This is a genomic window from Catenovulum agarivorans DS-2, from assembly GCF_000568405.1.
Classification (GTDB): Bacteria; Pseudomonadota; Gammaproteobacteria; order Enterobacterales; family Alteromonadaceae; genus Catenovulum; species Catenovulum agarivorans_A.
Genome location: NZ_ARZY01000004.1, coordinates 153,453 through 168,550, shown reverse-complemented (window position 1 = coordinate 168,550; position 15,098 = coordinate 153,453). Strand labels below are relative to the sequence as shown.

14 protein-coding genes are annotated in these 15,098 nt (G+C 41.6%); 5 read left to right on the top strand and 9 right to left on the bottom strand.

What is annotated here, in order from left to right; translation table 11 throughout:
* Nucleotides 1–101 precede the first annotated feature (101 nt).
* Nucleotides 102–953, bottom strand: a complete 852-nt coding sequence (gene purU, locus DS2_RS03880) for a formyltetrahydrofolate deformylase (RefSeq protein ID WP_035013344.1) — start codon at nt 951–953, stop codon at nt 102–104.
* A 116-nt stretch (nt 954–1,069) separates the two neighbouring features.
* On the opposite strand from purU, the gene ppa reads away from it, so the two are divergent.
* Entirely contained in the window at nt 1,070–1,600 is a 531-nt protein-coding gene (gene ppa / locus DS2_RS03875) for an inorganic diphosphatase (protein ID WP_035013318.1), read from the top strand.
* 55 nt (nt 1,601–1,655) lie between these two features.
* Here the strand turns inward: ppa and DS2_RS03870 are convergent, their stop codons facing one another.
* Nucleotides 1,656–2,048, bottom strand: a complete 393-nt coding sequence (locus tag DS2_RS03870; protein ID WP_035013317.1) for a diacylglycerol kinase — start codon at nt 2,046–2,048, stop codon at nt 1,656–1,658.
* 32 nt (nt 2,049–2,080) lie between these two features.
* Entirely contained in the window at nt 2,081–2,521 is a 441-nt protein-coding gene (locus tag DS2_RS03865) for a hypothetical protein (RefSeq protein ID WP_035013316.1), read from the bottom strand.
* A gap of 127 nt (nt 2,522–2,648) precedes the next feature.
* Here DS2_RS03865 and DS2_RS03860 point away from each other — a divergent pair, with 127 nt between their 5' ends.
* The 3 genes from DS2_RS03860 to DS2_RS03850 all read left to right on the top strand — a co-directional run bounded on the left by DS2_RS03860 (nt 2,649) and on the right by DS2_RS03850 (nt 4,985).
* Entirely contained in the window at nt 2,649–3,485 is an 837-nt protein-coding gene (locus DS2_RS03860; protein ID WP_051479600.1) for an HAD family acid phosphatase, read from the top strand.
* A gap of 69 nt (nt 3,486–3,554) precedes the next feature.
* The gene (locus tag DS2_RS03855) at nt 3,555–4,004 is read left to right on the top strand and encodes a copper chaperone PCu(A)C (RefSeq protein ID WP_051479599.1); all 450 of its coding nucleotides are present in this window, start codon (nt 3,555–3,557) and stop codon (nt 4,002–4,004) included.
* Between the two features lie 9 nt (nt 4,005–4,013).
* Complete coding sequence (locus tag DS2_RS03850; protein WP_035013315.1) at nt 4,014–4,985, top strand: DUF2333 family protein; 972 nt, start codon at nt 4,014–4,016, stop codon at nt 4,983–4,985.
* Nucleotides 4,986–5,037: 52 nt separating this feature from the next.
* Here DS2_RS03850 and DS2_RS03845 read toward each other — a convergent pair whose 3' ends face one another.
* Nucleotides 5,038–5,649: an HAD family hydrolase gene (locus tag DS2_RS03845; RefSeq protein ID WP_035013314.1), complete on the bottom strand. Its 612-nt coding sequence runs from the start codon at nt 5,647–5,649 to the stop codon at nt 5,038–5,040.
* Between the two features lie 141 nt (nt 5,650–5,790).
* Here DS2_RS03845 and DS2_RS03840 point away from each other — a divergent pair, with 141 nt between their 5' ends.
* On the top strand, nt 5,791–6,870 hold the full coding sequence (locus DS2_RS03840; RefSeq protein WP_160168538.1) for an HDOD domain-containing protein: 1,080 nt from the start codon (nt 5,791–5,793) through the stop codon (nt 6,868–6,870).
* On the opposite strand, the gene tldD is transcribed toward DS2_RS03840, so the two are convergent.
* From tldD to DS2_RS03815, 5 genes are read right to left on the bottom strand one after another with little or no spacing between them, the layout of a single operon-like run.
* Nucleotides 6,871–8,310 carry a metalloprotease TldD gene (gene tldD, locus DS2_RS03835; RefSeq protein WP_035013313.1) on the bottom strand — a complete coding sequence of 480 codons (1,440 nt, stop codon included), beginning with the start codon at nt 8,308–8,310 and terminating at the stop codon, nt 6,871–6,873.
* Between the two features lie 8 nt (nt 8,311–8,318).
* Nucleotides 8,319–9,134 carry a carbon-nitrogen hydrolase family protein gene (locus DS2_RS03830; protein WP_035013312.1) on the bottom strand — a complete coding sequence of 272 codons (816 nt, stop codon included), beginning with the start codon at nt 9,132–9,134 and terminating at the stop codon, nt 8,319–8,321.
* A gap of 24 nt (nt 9,135–9,158) precedes the next feature.
* On the bottom strand, nt 9,159–13,055 hold the full coding sequence (locus tag DS2_RS03825; protein WP_035013311.1) for a YhdP family protein: 3,897 nt from the start codon (nt 13,053–13,055) through the stop codon (nt 9,159–9,161).
* Nucleotides 13,055–14,527 (bottom strand): ribonuclease G, encoded by a 1,473-nt coding sequence (rng, locus tag DS2_RS03820; protein ID WP_035013310.1) that lies wholly within the window; start codon nt 14,525–14,527, stop codon nt 13,055–13,057. The genes DS2_RS03825 and rng overlap by 1 nt, the downstream gene beginning before the upstream one ends.
* Complete coding sequence (locus DS2_RS03815) at nt 14,524–15,093, bottom strand: Maf family protein (protein WP_035013309.1); 570 nt, start codon at nt 15,091–15,093, stop codon at nt 14,524–14,526. Before DS2_RS03815 ends, rng begins: the two co-directional genes overlap by 4 nt.
* Between the last annotated feature and the right edge of the window lie 5 nt (nt 15,094–15,098).

Genomic DNA, 15,098 nt, shown 5'->3' with positions numbered 1-15,098 from the left:
TTTATACACTAACTTAAAGCACGATAAGTCAACGCTGGGCGTGTGTGCAATATTAAGCAGCGAATGAACTCAATTGCACCATAGTTTACAGCGCCAAAAAATCAATCAAACACCACAGTTTTGTTGCCATTAATAATAACGCGATCTTCAATGTGGCTACGCAGGCCTCGAGCAAGCGCAGACTTCTCACACTCTTTACCTTTACGCACCATATCTTCAACTGAATCTCTGTGGCTAATACGCACTATTTCTTGGTCAATAATTGGCCCTGCATCTAAATCGCCAGTCACATAGTGACAGGTTGCACCAATTAATTTAACGCCACGCTCGTGCGCTTGATGATACGGTTTAGCACCTGCAAATGATGGTAAAAAGCTGTGATGAATATTAATCACCTGCCCCGCCAACTCTTTACATAATTCATCAGGGAAAATTTGCATAAAACGCGCAAGTACAACAGTGTCAGCCTTGTATTGCAAAATCAGCTCACGAACTTGGTCAAACGCGGCTTGTTTTTCACCTTTGTTAAACGGCACATAGTGATACGGTAAACCATGCCATTGTGCCATTTGACGTAAATGTTCGTGGTTAGCAATAACTGCGACTATGTTGCAATCTAATTCACCGCTATGCCATCTATGCAATAAATCTGCTAAACAGTGTGACTCACGGCTTGCCATTAATACAACGTTTTGTTTAACGCTCGAATCAACAATTTTCCAATTCATCGAAAATTGCTCAGCCAATTGAGCAAATTCTTGCTTAAATTCCGCTAAACTTAATTCGATTGACTGCGCTTCAATTTCATTGCGCATAAAAAACCATTTAGCTTGTTTATCGCAGTGATGGTTTGCTTCAACTATTGAAGCATTATGTTCAGCTAAAAAACGTGAAACAGCGGCTACTATGCCAACTCTATCAGGGCAATCTATCACTAAACGGTAACTTTTCATTGTCATGCTATTTCCAAAATAAGACTGTGAATATTTGGCAAGTTTATTCGCCATTTCACTTCATACAGTTATAATAAGCGCAAATTTAACAAATCAAACTAAATTAAGGAATAGATATGAGCTTATCTGACGTACCAGCAGGTAAAAATTTACCAGATGAAATTAACGTTGTGATTGAAATTCCAGCAAATGCTGATCCAATCAAATATGAAGTAGACAAAGATACTGGCACAGTATGGGTTGACCGTTTTATGGCAACACCTATGTTCTACCCTTGCAACTATGGTTTCGTAAACGACACTTTATCGTTAGATGGTGACCCTGTTGACGTATTGGTCCCGACCCCATACCCATTGGTACCAGGTGCGGTTATTAAATGTCGTCCAGTTGGCGTATTAAAAATGACTGATGAGTCTGGTGAAGACGCTAAAGTTGTTGCCGTTCCAGTAAGCAAACTAACTAAAATTTACGACCACGTACAAGACGTAAACGACTTAGACGAATTGTTAAAAGCTCAAATCACTCACTTCTTCGAGCGTTATAAAGAGCTTGAAAAGGGCAAATGGGTTAAAGTTGACGGCTGGGAAGATGCAGCTGCTGCTAAAGCTGAAATCGTTTCTTCTTACGAACGAGCTCAAGCTAAATAATCCTAGCAGGCGGAGAGTTTTACTCCGCCTACTCATTTTGCAATGTCCATAACAACTACCAAACTTCCAATAGTACTGCAGCTCTGTAGATCTCAATTAAAATAATTATGGTCCAGATAAATATACAGACTCCAACAGCCCCCGCAGCAACATCTTTTATTAGGCCAATTTGTTGATTTTGCTTTGGTTCAACAAAATCACATAAGGCTTCTAGCGCTGTGTTAAACATCTCGGCAACTAAAACCAAAGCTGTTGCTAACAGAACCAAGCTAAAATCTAACCATTGCCTAAAATAAAAAAAGGCAACCATCAAAACTACGGACATTACCAATTTGTAGGCTACAGAGAAATCAGACAAAACAGCTAAATAAACACCCTTACAAGCTACTTTGATTTTTCTAAAAGGTCTATAACCAACAATTCCTGTATTAAGTTGTTTATTTTTCAAAAGAAAATATCCAATGTCTAAAAGACAATAAATTATTGTATTTTGCGAGACAACATCTTCTTAAAACCAATTAAATGAACTGCCCCGAAAACAAACACAACCCCAGACGACGTTAACCAAAACAACATGCTGTTCTCTGGGAAATAAGGCATTATCAATGGAAAGAACAGCGCTCTAGCCAGATATACACCCGTGATACAAATTAATGCTAAACGCAACAAAGGTAGTTTACGAATAACCCCAGCACCAGACAAAGCGTAAGCAGACCAAGTCAACAATATGCTCGCTAAAACCACGCAAGCGATAATGGGTTGCGCGTAGTTACCGGATTCGTACATTTGCGCCATAGCTTCTGTGCCAAGAAAGCGAAATAAGGGGGCCCCAAAGTAAAGGCAAGCTAGATGCATAACAGCAGCAATTGCACTTAAAGCCGCACCGGTAATTAACCAAGTATTTCTCGGTTGCTGTTCCATGGTTGTGTAAGTCCTATATTTAAACCTTAGAAGTTACTTAGTATATTGCGCAACAGTTTTTATTCAAAAAATAAACGTTTTGGCCGATACTAAAACTATCACTTATTAAGCGGTCAACATTTCAGCCATGTTAAAGATAACCAAAACATTCATTTTAATAATCAGTTTATCTATCACTCTGAATAACAAACTTGCGGCAAACGAAGCTGCTCGCGCGGTCGCTTGGATGCAAACATCGGCTGAGTATCAAGCGATTTTATCGCAAACCTTTAAAGCCGCGGCCAATCAACTGCAAGAAGCGGTTTTTGACGAAAGTTGGACCGCCGCTATCGAGCAATTCGGCCAAAAAGGCCTAAACCAGCTACCCAATGCAATTATTTTAGATTTAGATGAAACCCTTATTCATACCTTGTCTTACCGTGCTTCGCTAGTGCTAAAAGACAAAAAGCATGATGAAAAACAATTTCAAAATTGGATGAACATTGAACGAGCACCGCTTGTGCCTCATGTCATGACGTTACTAGAAAAAGCGGCTAGCCTAGGTGTGACTGTACTATTGATATCTGATCGTGTGTGTAAACCAACCCCACGCGACCCTTGCCCAGTCAAAACTCAAACCTTACGCATGTTAAAACGAGTTTCTATTGCCTTCCCAAAAGATCAAATGTTCTTTCGTGGCGAATATTCTGATTGGAATCAAGACCAAAGCAGTCGCCGCGAGTTTATCGCCAAACGTTATCGAATATTGATGATTGTCGGTGATGACATAAACCAAATGATCCCACAAGTGTCTACTTTACCTGTGACAGCACGTAAAAAACTGACTTCTCAATACGATGAAATGTGGGGCAGCCGCTGGTTTATTGTACCCAACCCAGTGTACGGTAGCTGGTTAGATGTTTTGCCTAACGACATTAACCGCTCACTCAATATAAAAACACATACCCCAATGGGCATTAGATAAAGATTGCCTTGAAAATAAGCTTAGTTACAATAAGCTTAACTAAGCTTTTCTTTTAATGGCAATTTTTAAATGGTTAAATTTTTCGCTTGTATATTATTTTTTGGTTGTATATCGAACGCATTTGCACAGCTGTCGTTTTCAAATGCAACCGTCAGGTTGTTGCCACCGGGGCAAAAACAAACTGCAGCCTATGTCACCATATCTAATAGTGCCAACCAAGATATTACTCTGGCATTCGCCAATAGCTCTATCAGTCAGTCAGTCGAGTTTCACCAAACCATGATGCACGGAGAAATGATGCATATGATGCAAGTGGAGCAACTCACCATTCCAGCAAACGGTAAACTTGAACTAAAACCTGGCGGTTATCATCTAATGTTAATCAATTTATCGGATACTTGGTTTAGCCAAAATACCGTACAGCTGGAATTTTTTGATGTAAAAAACAACAGCTATAAAGTAACAGCCAATTTAAGCAAGATGGCAGGTGGCAAACATAACCACCACCATCATCACTAAGGAGATTATATGCAACGCAATGTAATAAATTGGGGTTTGAGTGCCTTTGCTGCTATTGCTTTACTGTTTTGGGTTATCAGTATTTGGTGGAGCCAAGAACCTGATGTGATGAACATTGACGAACTATCTAAGCCACATAGCAAAATTACCGGCTATCCAACTTCAACTGCGTTAATCGAAGTTGCTAGCACTTTGTTAAATAAACCTGGTGGCTTTTTAGCGAATGATGTGATGCCGCCGTCGGTATTTTTAGACAATATGCCAGCGTGGGAGTTTGGCGTGCTTGAACAAGTACGTGACTTGGCCTTAGCGATGCGCAAAGATTTCAGCCGCTCGCAGTCACAGTCGCAAGAAGATATAGATTTAAAATTTGCCCAACCACAATTTAATATTGATCATACCAACTGGGCATGGCCAAGTGCTGAAGGTGAATATGCTAACGCTATTGCAGCGGTAGAGCGTTACCGCGCGAGGTTAATTGACGATAATCAATCGGATGCGCAATTCTATTCTCGAGCGGATAATTTACGCGATTGGTTAAAAGAAGTGGAAAAACGTTTAGGTTCAACCTCACAAAAATTGAGTGCGAGTGTTGGGCAAAAGCGATTTAACACAAATTTAGCCGGTGACAATGCGGCAAGCCAATCGACTTATGCGCCTATGCAGCAAAATGTTAAAACCAATTGGTGGAAAATTGACGATGTATTTTATGAAGCACGTGGAACTTGCTGGGCATTATTGCATTTTCTTAAAGCGGTGGAAGTTGACTTTGCTGACGTGCTAGAAAAGAAGAATGCCCAAGTTAGTTTACGTCAAATCATACGCGAGCTAGAAGCGACTCAACAAACCGTGTGGAGTCCAATGATCTTAAACGGTGATGGTTTTGGCTTCTTAGCCAACCACAGCTTAGTAATGGCTAACTATGTATCTAGAGCCAATGCTGCTGTTATTGATTTACGTGAGCTAATGGCGCAAGGCTAAACGCGGACATTTGTTATTGTGGGCAAAGCAGGTGCCAGGCACCTGCTGTTGTTTATTCTAAAAAGTAGTCGTTTTTAATATTAAAAGTTTCTAAAACATCAACCACATCCATGCCTGCGTCTCGCGCGGCTTGCATACCCGTTTGTGCATCTTCAAACACAATACAATGTTGCGGTGCTATCGCCATTAACTTAGCACAATGTAAAAATGTATCGGGCGCAGGTTTTGGATTAGCAACCTGATCTGCTCCCACCACAAAATCAATCAACTCAAACAAGCCACAAGCTTGCAAAATCATCTTTGCTTCTTCGGTATACGCACCTGTACCAACAGCCATAGGACGTTTGCCTTTATTTGCAATCGCTAATTCAGCTAACTGAGTTGGCTTAACATAGTCCAACATAGTTTGGCGCACTATCTGCTCTTTATAATCATTAATTTCAGCACTGGTTGCGGTCAGTTCAACGTTAAAATGTTTGACCAATATCTCAATCGTTTCTTTGGTTGGTACGCCCGCTAGCGAGCGCATTAGAGCTGGTTCAATTGGTATTGCATACTTGTTTAGCGTGTCTATCCATGCATGTTGATGTAGTTGACCACTATCAACTAAAGTTCCATCCATATCAAAAATGATTGCTTGATAGGCTTGATAACAATTGTTCATTGTACAATTTTGCTTCCAATATATTACTTGATGACTCCATTATACAGACAACATGGCATAAAAATATCACCAAAAGATCTTTGTAAAATTACCATTTTCAGGCCATGCTTATTACATCATAAAAGCTAGGAGCTTATGATTATGTTTATGCAGTTGCTAAATACAGTTTTATCAAGTATTTCCCCGTCACTTGCGCAACCAGATTACGAAGCATTTGCTAAATCACGAGTAGATAGTGAAGAGTTAGACCTCGACCAGCCTAAAAACAATCATGCGCCTGCAACAAACACGTCTGACACAACACAATCACCGAATGTTAACCAAGCTTTCTATGACTATTTACTCGGTCGTTGCCCAAACAATGTCACCGAAGACAAACTCAGTCAGTTTGTCGTTGAAAAAATTGTTGAACTTATACATACCCCTGAACTCATTTTAAACGAAATGCCAGCCATGCCGACTTCTGTGACTAAGTTGATGCAAGCGTTAAACGATCAAGAGTTCGATTTGCCGCAGGTATTGAAACAAGTTGAGTCTGAGCCTGTCATTGCTGCTATGTTAATTAAGCAAGCCAACTCGGCTAAATACAAACGTGGCATTAAGCCTGTTAGTGATATTAAAACAGCCTTTGTCAATTTAGGCACGACAGGGGTGAAAGAAGGCGTATTAATTGGTTTTATAAAACAGTTAACCCCACCATCAAACGTGTATTTTAAACTCTTTGGTGAAAGAATTTGGCTTCACGCACAGCATTCAGCAGAATACGCTCGCAAACTTGCTAGCGAGCTACTAGGTGAAGAAGAAGGTGAAGTCGCTTATTTTGTCGCACTGCTTTACCAGGTTGGCAAAATGGTTGTATTTCGGCTTATGGTTGATGCCTTCAAAGTCGTTGACCCAAATACCCCACCTAATTCCAGTGCACTTAAAAACCTAATGCAAAATAAAGCGCACCAACTCACCAGCGCTTGTGCAGAATTTTGGCAATTACCAGATGAAGTACTTAGAGAATTTCCAGGTAATAATGCAGTTTTTATTAGCCCGTATAGCATAAGTGCCTGCGTGTCGCAGGCCATGCAAATTAGTATGGTGGTTAAATTGGTTGAGGCACAATTTATTCCAGTTAAACAGGGTTTGCTTTACGCAAAAGAGCACCTTATTTGTGATGAAGCTGAAACCCTGCTAGTCGACGAAATAAGCTCGTTGATGGAGGTCACCAGCTAATTAACCTGTGCCACCTACAACCAACTCATCTAATTTCAACGTGGGCTGGCCAACACCTACAGGCACACTTTGCCCATCTTTACCGCATACACCAACACCTAAATCTAGTGCGAGGTCATTACCAACCATTGAAACCTTCTGCATTGCTTCAGGGCCATTGCCAATCAATGTTGCCCCTTTGATGGGCGCAGTAATTTTGCCATCTTCGATTAAATATGCCTCTGAGCTAGAGAAAACAAATTTACCTGAGGTAATATCAACTTGGCCGCCACCAAAGTTAGGTGCATATACCCCCTTCTTAACGGATGCAATAATTTCTTCTGGCTCATGCTCACCCGCCAACATGTAGGTATTGGTCATTCGTGGCATCGGCAAATGCGCATAACTTTCTCGACGACCATTACCCGTCGGGTCAACACCCATCAACCGAGCATTCATTTTGTCTTGCATATAACCTTTAAGCACACCTTTTTCGATCAAAACGTTATAGCGGCCTTCAACGCCTTCATCATCTACATTCAGCGAGCCACGTCGGTTAAGCATGGTGCCGTCATCCACAATAGTACAATGTTCTGATGCGACCTTTTGACCAATTTTACCAGCATAAGTTGACGAGCCTTTGCGATTAAAATCGCCTTCTAACCCATGACCAACAGCTTCATGTAGCAGCACACCAGGCCAGCCTGCACCCAGCACGACAGGCATAGAACCAGCAGGTGCTTCAATCGCTTCTAAATTAATTAGTGCTTGTTGCACCGCTTTTTTGGCATATTGATGAAAGCGGATATCGCCATCGGCTAACTCAAAAAAATAACCATAGTCAGTACGGCCACCACCACCGCCAGAACCACTTTCTCGACGACCGTTTGCTTCAACTAAAACAGTACAATTTAAACGAACAAGCGGCCGAATATCGCTAGCTAACGTGCCATCGCTGGCTGCTATTAATACTTCTTCATACACAGCAGATAAACTGGCGATAACTTGTTTAACACGTGGATCTTGCGCTCGGGCCACTGCCTCTACATCTTTTAACAATGCAACTTTCTGTTCAGGCGTTAAACTGCCAAATGGATTTTGTCCACCATAAGCTTGAATTGCTTTACCCTGTGTTAATACTGGTAGTTTAAAGCTATCCGAAGCTGTGGTAATTCCGCGCGCCGCTGTCGCAGCTTGCGTTAATGCATCAAAGTTAATTTCATCCGAATAGGCAAAACCGGTTTTTTCACCTTCAACAGCTCTAACACCAACCCCTTTTTCTATATTAAAGGTACCATCTCGAACGATACCATCTTCCAATACCCATGATTCGTGTTGGCTGGTTTGAAAGAATAGATCAGCATAATCAAGTTTACGCTGATGCATAAAAGATAAAGTTTTTTCTAAATCACTAATATCGAGTGATGATTGAACTAAAATACTATCTGTTTGAATACTCATTTAATCTCTTACAAAAATTTTCTGTGTTGCAAATTAGGCATTTTGCGCCTAATTTGATTAAGTTGGTTCAAATCAATGTCGCTTTGACGAATGCCACTTTGCTCAGCATGCTGATGGACAATGCTGCCCCAAGGATCAACAACCAAAGAATGACCATAGGTTTCGCGGCCGTTCTGATGTATGCCTGTTTGATTAGCGGCAACAACAAAACACTGGTTTTCTATCGCTCTAGCTCGCATTAATACATCCCAATGCGCTTCACCTGTGACATGAGTGAAAGCACTCGGAATCACAATTATATCGGCCCCTTTTGCTTGCATATGCCGATATAGTTCAGGAAAACGAACATCATAACAAACGGACATACCAATATTGGCAAATGGTGTATGAGCAACGACAGGCTCTGTGCCAGCAATAGTGGTGCCACTTTCTCGATAAACAGCTGTATTATCGGCTATCTCCACATCAAACAAGTGAATTTTATTGTAGCGTGCATGACACTGACCATCTGGTGAAAAGAGCAAACTAGCCGCACTAATCAACGCTGTGCTTGGGCATTTAATCGGCATACTGCCAGCAACTATCCATAAGTCGTATTTTTTGGCTTGATGAGCAATAAAGTCTTGAATAGGCCCGTTGCCATAGTCTTCCGCTACAAGTTGCTGCGCTGTTTCACTGCCACCAAAACATGCAAAACATTCGGGTAACACAACCAATGTATTCTCTGCCCGCTCAATTTTACTAAGCTGTTGGGCTAACCAAGTTAGATTGTCTTCAACTTTTGGCGAAGAATGTATTTGGATCGTCACAACGGATACATTCATAATTCGACCTCTCTATGGTTGCATTTAATTCGATTTAGCAGGGCTTGTGCCTTTTTTATTCACTTTGCCTTTTGCTGCGTTCAATTTTACCGCTTTACTCTTACGTGCAGTTTCAACAATGACTGGTGAATCAATTGTGCCGCTAATATCAAACTCTATTTGAGAAATAACATCAGCAGATTCTATGACTTGATCAATTGCTAGCGCAGCAATCCCAGTTACAGGATTTACCATCCAAGCAATCAAAATCGGCAAACTACTAGTCACTTTAGGGCTAAACTTCACTTGATAATTCAACCCTTGCGAGACTAGATTAGTCGAACCTTTAACCTCCATATTACCCGCAACCCCATCCATATAGGTGTTGTCTGTGTATGCTAGGCCATTGGTCAATTGAACACTGCCCTTCATTGAATTGTAGAACAAGCCTTTGCTAAATACATCCCTAAAGTCTAATTTGAGTTTGCGCACCAGCGAATCTAAGCTCAACACACTTAATATCCGAGCACCTTTATCTGAAACTTCCGTTAAATAACCTTCGCCCAATTTCCAGTTCATTGAACCATTTAAGTCTTTATAACCTAAATTCAATGGCGACCTATCCCAGCTTAGATTAAAAGTTGCATCCAAAGATGAATCTCGAATTGCCGAAGTTAATTGGTAATCTCGTAACCACCAACCAAAGTCTTTACTGTTGATGGTACCGCGCAATTTACTACTACTCTTGAGTTGGTCGTCAATCCGCCAAAGACCTGTAGCATTTACTTTATTGCCACGATAGTTCAGCTCAAAACGATTTAGCACTACATCTTTTGGCGATGTCCGGGCAATTTCTAAATTCACCTCACCCAATTGTTTGCTATCAACTGAGCATGCTTTACAGGTAAATTTAATTGGCGGGATCGCATCAAATATTTGTTTTATTTCTGCCTGCTCAAATGGGGTTTGGCTGGTTAAACTTTTATTGGTTTCAATCAAAAAATTATCTGCAATAACCTCGATCCCTTTAACCATCAGATCATCGTGTATATTCAGCAATCCGTTAAACTGTTGCGATTGAATTTGCGTCGTCCACAAATTGTCTCTGCGGTTTAAGTCAAACGATAAATGGCGCCAATTTAGTGGGCCGACTGACAACTCTTGAATACCACCTCGAATGCGCTGCGGCAAACCTATCAGGCTGCTATCACTGGCGGGTAACTGGCTTAAATCTGATTGCACTAAACTAATCAGTTCAACATACTCTTGTATATTCGCCTGAGGCAGATGAATCGCGATATTGAAGCCTGCTGCTGGCGCAGACAATACATCTTGTCCTAACACCAAATAAGCTCGACTAAAAGCTTGCTCTTGATGAGGTAAAACAGCGTTAAATCGAATGTTTTCACCTGAGCTAAATTCAAATAACGAGGTGTCTTGATCGCCCGAGATGGTTAAGTTAGTCAACTGCAAATGCTGAGCTTTTTTGTCAAAAGGTTTGGGCAATTGCACTTTTACACCGTGGAGATCAGTAGCAACATCCAGTCGATAATCAAATTGAGTTTGATTAAAGTTCATGGCCAAATGTCCGTCAATATCGGCATTGCCTTTAACTCGATCGGCTAAACTTAATAATCCTCTGTGGGTCAGTATCGCCTCCAAAGGCCACTTGCCGCGCAGGTCTAAGTTAACCTGATAGCCGTCATCAGTTTGCTCACTGGCTAAGTCAATTTGATAAGGTACGGGTCCCCAATCGAAAGTCATTTTTTTCGAAGAAAGTTTGTCCATATCAAATTCAAGCAAACCATTGACATGTTCAAACTGAAAGCCAGTGGCTTTCACCAGCACTTGATTGCCATCAAACAATACCGAACCATTGGCGTTTAGTGAGTTGGGGTTTAATAAAGGAATCGCTAGGTTGAGATTGGTGGATAACACACCATCCACCACAATTTGCTCCAAAGCTTTACCAACAGAGCCCGCTAAACTGCCTTTAAGCATCACTTCAGTTGCCGCCTTACCACTGGCCTCTGCATCCGCAGAAATAGTCAATAGAGCCTCTCTGGAGCCCAAATTATCAATTTTTGCATCAACCCCTAGTACTGTGGCATCTAACAACTTTGCTTGCTGGCTTTGCATTAACAAAGCACTGTTAATAAAATCAAGTTGTAACTGCATTTCGGTTAAGCTCGGCCAGTCAGGTTGAAAAGCGAAATTTACATTTTGAGTGTGCAGTCGGGTATGAAATAGCCCCTGATTTTGGGCAAACGGAAAGTCTGCTAGCCGCCCTTGGAAAACGACTTGGCCATGGGCTACCTCACCACTAACTAACGCACGTTGCAAATATGCATAAGTATCTTGTCCCAACAAACTAGCAGGTAACCAAGTTTTGACTTTTTTAACCGATAATTGTGGCAATACAGCATGCGCCGACAACTCTGGCGATTGGTCAGGTTGCATATCAAGCGAGAATTGCCCTTTGATGGTATCCTCAGCAGAGGTTAAACTTATTTCAGGTACATAGAATTGCCAGCCAAGTTTTTGTGTCGTTAGTTTAAATTTATCTTTAACAACTGGGTAGCGAATATAACTCAGCATCTGTATTGAAGTACCGCTGAGCTTGTCGCTGTAAAGGCTAGGCCAATTAATGTCTTGCTCTGGTAATTGCCAATCCAGTTTGATTAGGCCATTTTGCCCACTGACTCTGGCCGATAAATCTTGTAAATCAGGTAAACCTTGAATCCCTTGCCAACTGAGTGCTTCCAATTGAGCTGAGAACAACCACGAATTGTCTTGGTTAAATTTAACATGCAAATTATCGATGTGCGGTTCAGTAATCAACGCGTTAGCAAATTTATCTATATGTGCTGAAAACGACGTCAGTGCCAGTAATGGCTTTAACGGCGCTAAATTAACCTCACGCGCATATAGCTGCCAGCTACCATCTCGTTGCTCGCCTTGCACATTTAAACCGCCCCATAACTTATCCCCTTGAGCGAAACTAAAATCATAGAGATAAAGTTGGGGAATATCTTGATCAAGCCGAGCCTGTAGTTGTCCACTGACCAATTCTAATTTATGTTTCTTTTTGCCTAAATACCAAGTCAGTTCACTCGGGTCAATATTAAATAGAATTGAATCAAAACGACTTTGCTGTATATCTGCCCATGCTTCAAAATGTAATTTACTTTGCAGGTTACGCGCAGTTTTTGCGACATAGGGCCGCAACCATGTCGCAAAATCTATTCCGTCGGCACTGACATAAAATTGCCCATCATATTCACCGTCCCCTACATCTTTTAAATCAAGAATAAAAGCGAGTTTATCTGCTTCAATTCCCTCTAATGAAAACTTACCCACCCCTTGGTGGTCTGACGCTTGGTTAAACCATTTAAGTTGATGTACGGTAATATCGTGGCTATCGCCTTGCGGCGTGATCAAGGTGACTAAACTATTTTTGACATCAAATCGATGGAACTGCTCCAAAAAGATGGTTTCAAATAACTCAACCACTGCGATTTCAGAACCCGAGCGCTGCGCAGCTTCCATTTGGGCAAAATCTATTTGCACCCGCACACCATCTAATACGAAATTACGCACGACCAATGCCCGTTGCTGCAGGCTCTGCCAAAAATCTAATTCAAGATCGACTTGTTCAACACTGACTACAACTGGCGCGTTTGCATCTGGCTCGAGTAAAAATTCAAACCCTTTAAGTTGTACAACAGGCCCAGCCCCTTGCCAATCAGCTGAAAGATCAACAATGGCAATTTCTTGATTAAATTGCTGAGTAAACCATTGGGTTATTTGCGGCTTAAAATGACTAGCGTAAGGGAGTCCAACCCGCACTGCGCTAATAACCAATGCAGACGCAACCAAGAGTAACGCAAAGCTAAACCATAACTTGCGAATAAAAGCGGATAGAAATCCTGTTAGTTTCACTAAATCATTACCACATCATATTGCTCTTGCCCGTAGAGCGGTTCACCTTGTACTTTGATTTGTTTTCCAATAAAGAGTTCAAGTTCGGCAAGAGCGTGCGATTCTTCACTTAACATATATTCACATACCGCGGGCGATGCATAAATCACAAATTTGTCGGCATCGTAAGCTCGGTTGACCCTAACCACCTCACGAAGTATTTCGTAACATATAGTTTCAGCCGTTTTTAAACTACCTCGACCTTGGCAACACGGGCAAGCGTCAGACAATATATGTTCCAAGCTTTCTCGAGTACGCTTGCGTGTCATTTCAACCAAACCAAGCGCAGAAAAACCATGAATATTACATTTAGTTCTGTCATTGGATAAAGCAACTTCCAAACTATGTAATACTCGGCGTTTGTGGTCTTCATTATTCATATCGATAAAATCTATAATAATAATCCCACCTAAATTACGTAGCCTAAGCTGGCGAGCGATTGCTTGGGTTGCTTCAATATTGGTATTAAAAATCGTATCTTCCAAGTTTCTGTGGCCAACAAAAGCACCCGTATTAATATCAATTGTGGTCATTGCCTCTGTTTGATCTATGATCAAATATCCGCCTGACTTTAATTGCACTTTGCGTTCTAAACCACGCTGAATTTCGTTTTCAACATCAAACAGATCGAAAATCGGCCGTTCACCTGGGTAATACTCCATGGCACGCTTAAGGTTAGGAATAAACTCAGAAACGAAATCTAAAAGTTGTTCGTAAGCCAGTTTTGAATCCACCCGAATGCGCTCAGGCTCAGTGCCAACTAAGTCGCGCAAGATTCTAAAAGCCAGGGTTAAATCTTCATACAGTCGGCGGATTTTGCCACTTTGCTTTTGCCGTTTCAGAATCTTGTTCCAAACTCTGCGGAGAAACAATGCATCTTGCTCTAACTCCATTTGCTCAACACCTTCGGCGGCCGTGCGAACAATAAAACTGCCTTTATCGTCTGTGTACTGACTGACAATTTCTTTTAAACGCTCACGTTCAGATTCACTTTCAATGCGCTGCGATACACCAACATGTTCGGCACCTGGCATAAAAACTAAATAACGAGATGGAATTGTGATGTCAGTGGTTAAACGAGCGCCTTTAGTGCCCAATGGATCTTTTACCACCTGCACAACAATATTTTGCCCTTCTTTAACTAGGTCTTTGATATCACGCACGGGTAAGGCTTCTGTTATCGCATCTTCATCCCGCACCTCATCGTGAACGGTAATATCTGAGGCATGTAAAAATGCGGCTTTATCTAACCCTATATCAATAAAAGCGGCCTGCATCCCCGGCAAGACACGGCTCACTTTGCCACAATAAATATTACCGACTAGACCCTTTTTGGCTTGTCTTTCAATATGAACTTCTTGCAAGCTGCCATTTTCAACAACGGCGACACGAGTTTCGGTTGGGGTGACATTAATTAATAATTCTGCACTCATAATTGTTGAATAACCTTATGTACTAGCTGCTTAGTTTCATATAAAGGTAGGCCAACAATGGCGGAATAACTACCCTGTATTCGTTTGACAAACTGCCCACCTATGCCTTGAATGGCGTAACTGCCCGCTTTGTCTTGTGGTTCACCTGTTTGCCAATAAGCCAATATTTCATCCTTGCTGATGTCAGCGAATTCAACATCACTTTCCACCCACAGCGTTTCGATAGACTGTTGGTAACACACAGCAATCGCAGTGATCACTTGGTGTTTGTTGCCTGATAATAATGTCAACGTCTGCACAGCGTCTTGTTGGCTTTGCGGTTTACCCAGTAGCTGTTGCTGATAAACCACTATAGTATCTGCGCCCAAAACGGGTTTATCTTGTGCACTATTGCGCCATCCTTGTTGGGCTTTTTCACTGGCCAAACGCACAACATAGTCCGTTGCCGATTCGCCCGTTAATTGGCGCTCGTCGATATCACCGTCGACCAAATCATATTGGATGTTCAGTTGAGTTAATAGTTCACGGCGTCGCGGTGAGCGTGATGCGAGGTATATTTGAGCCATGCTAA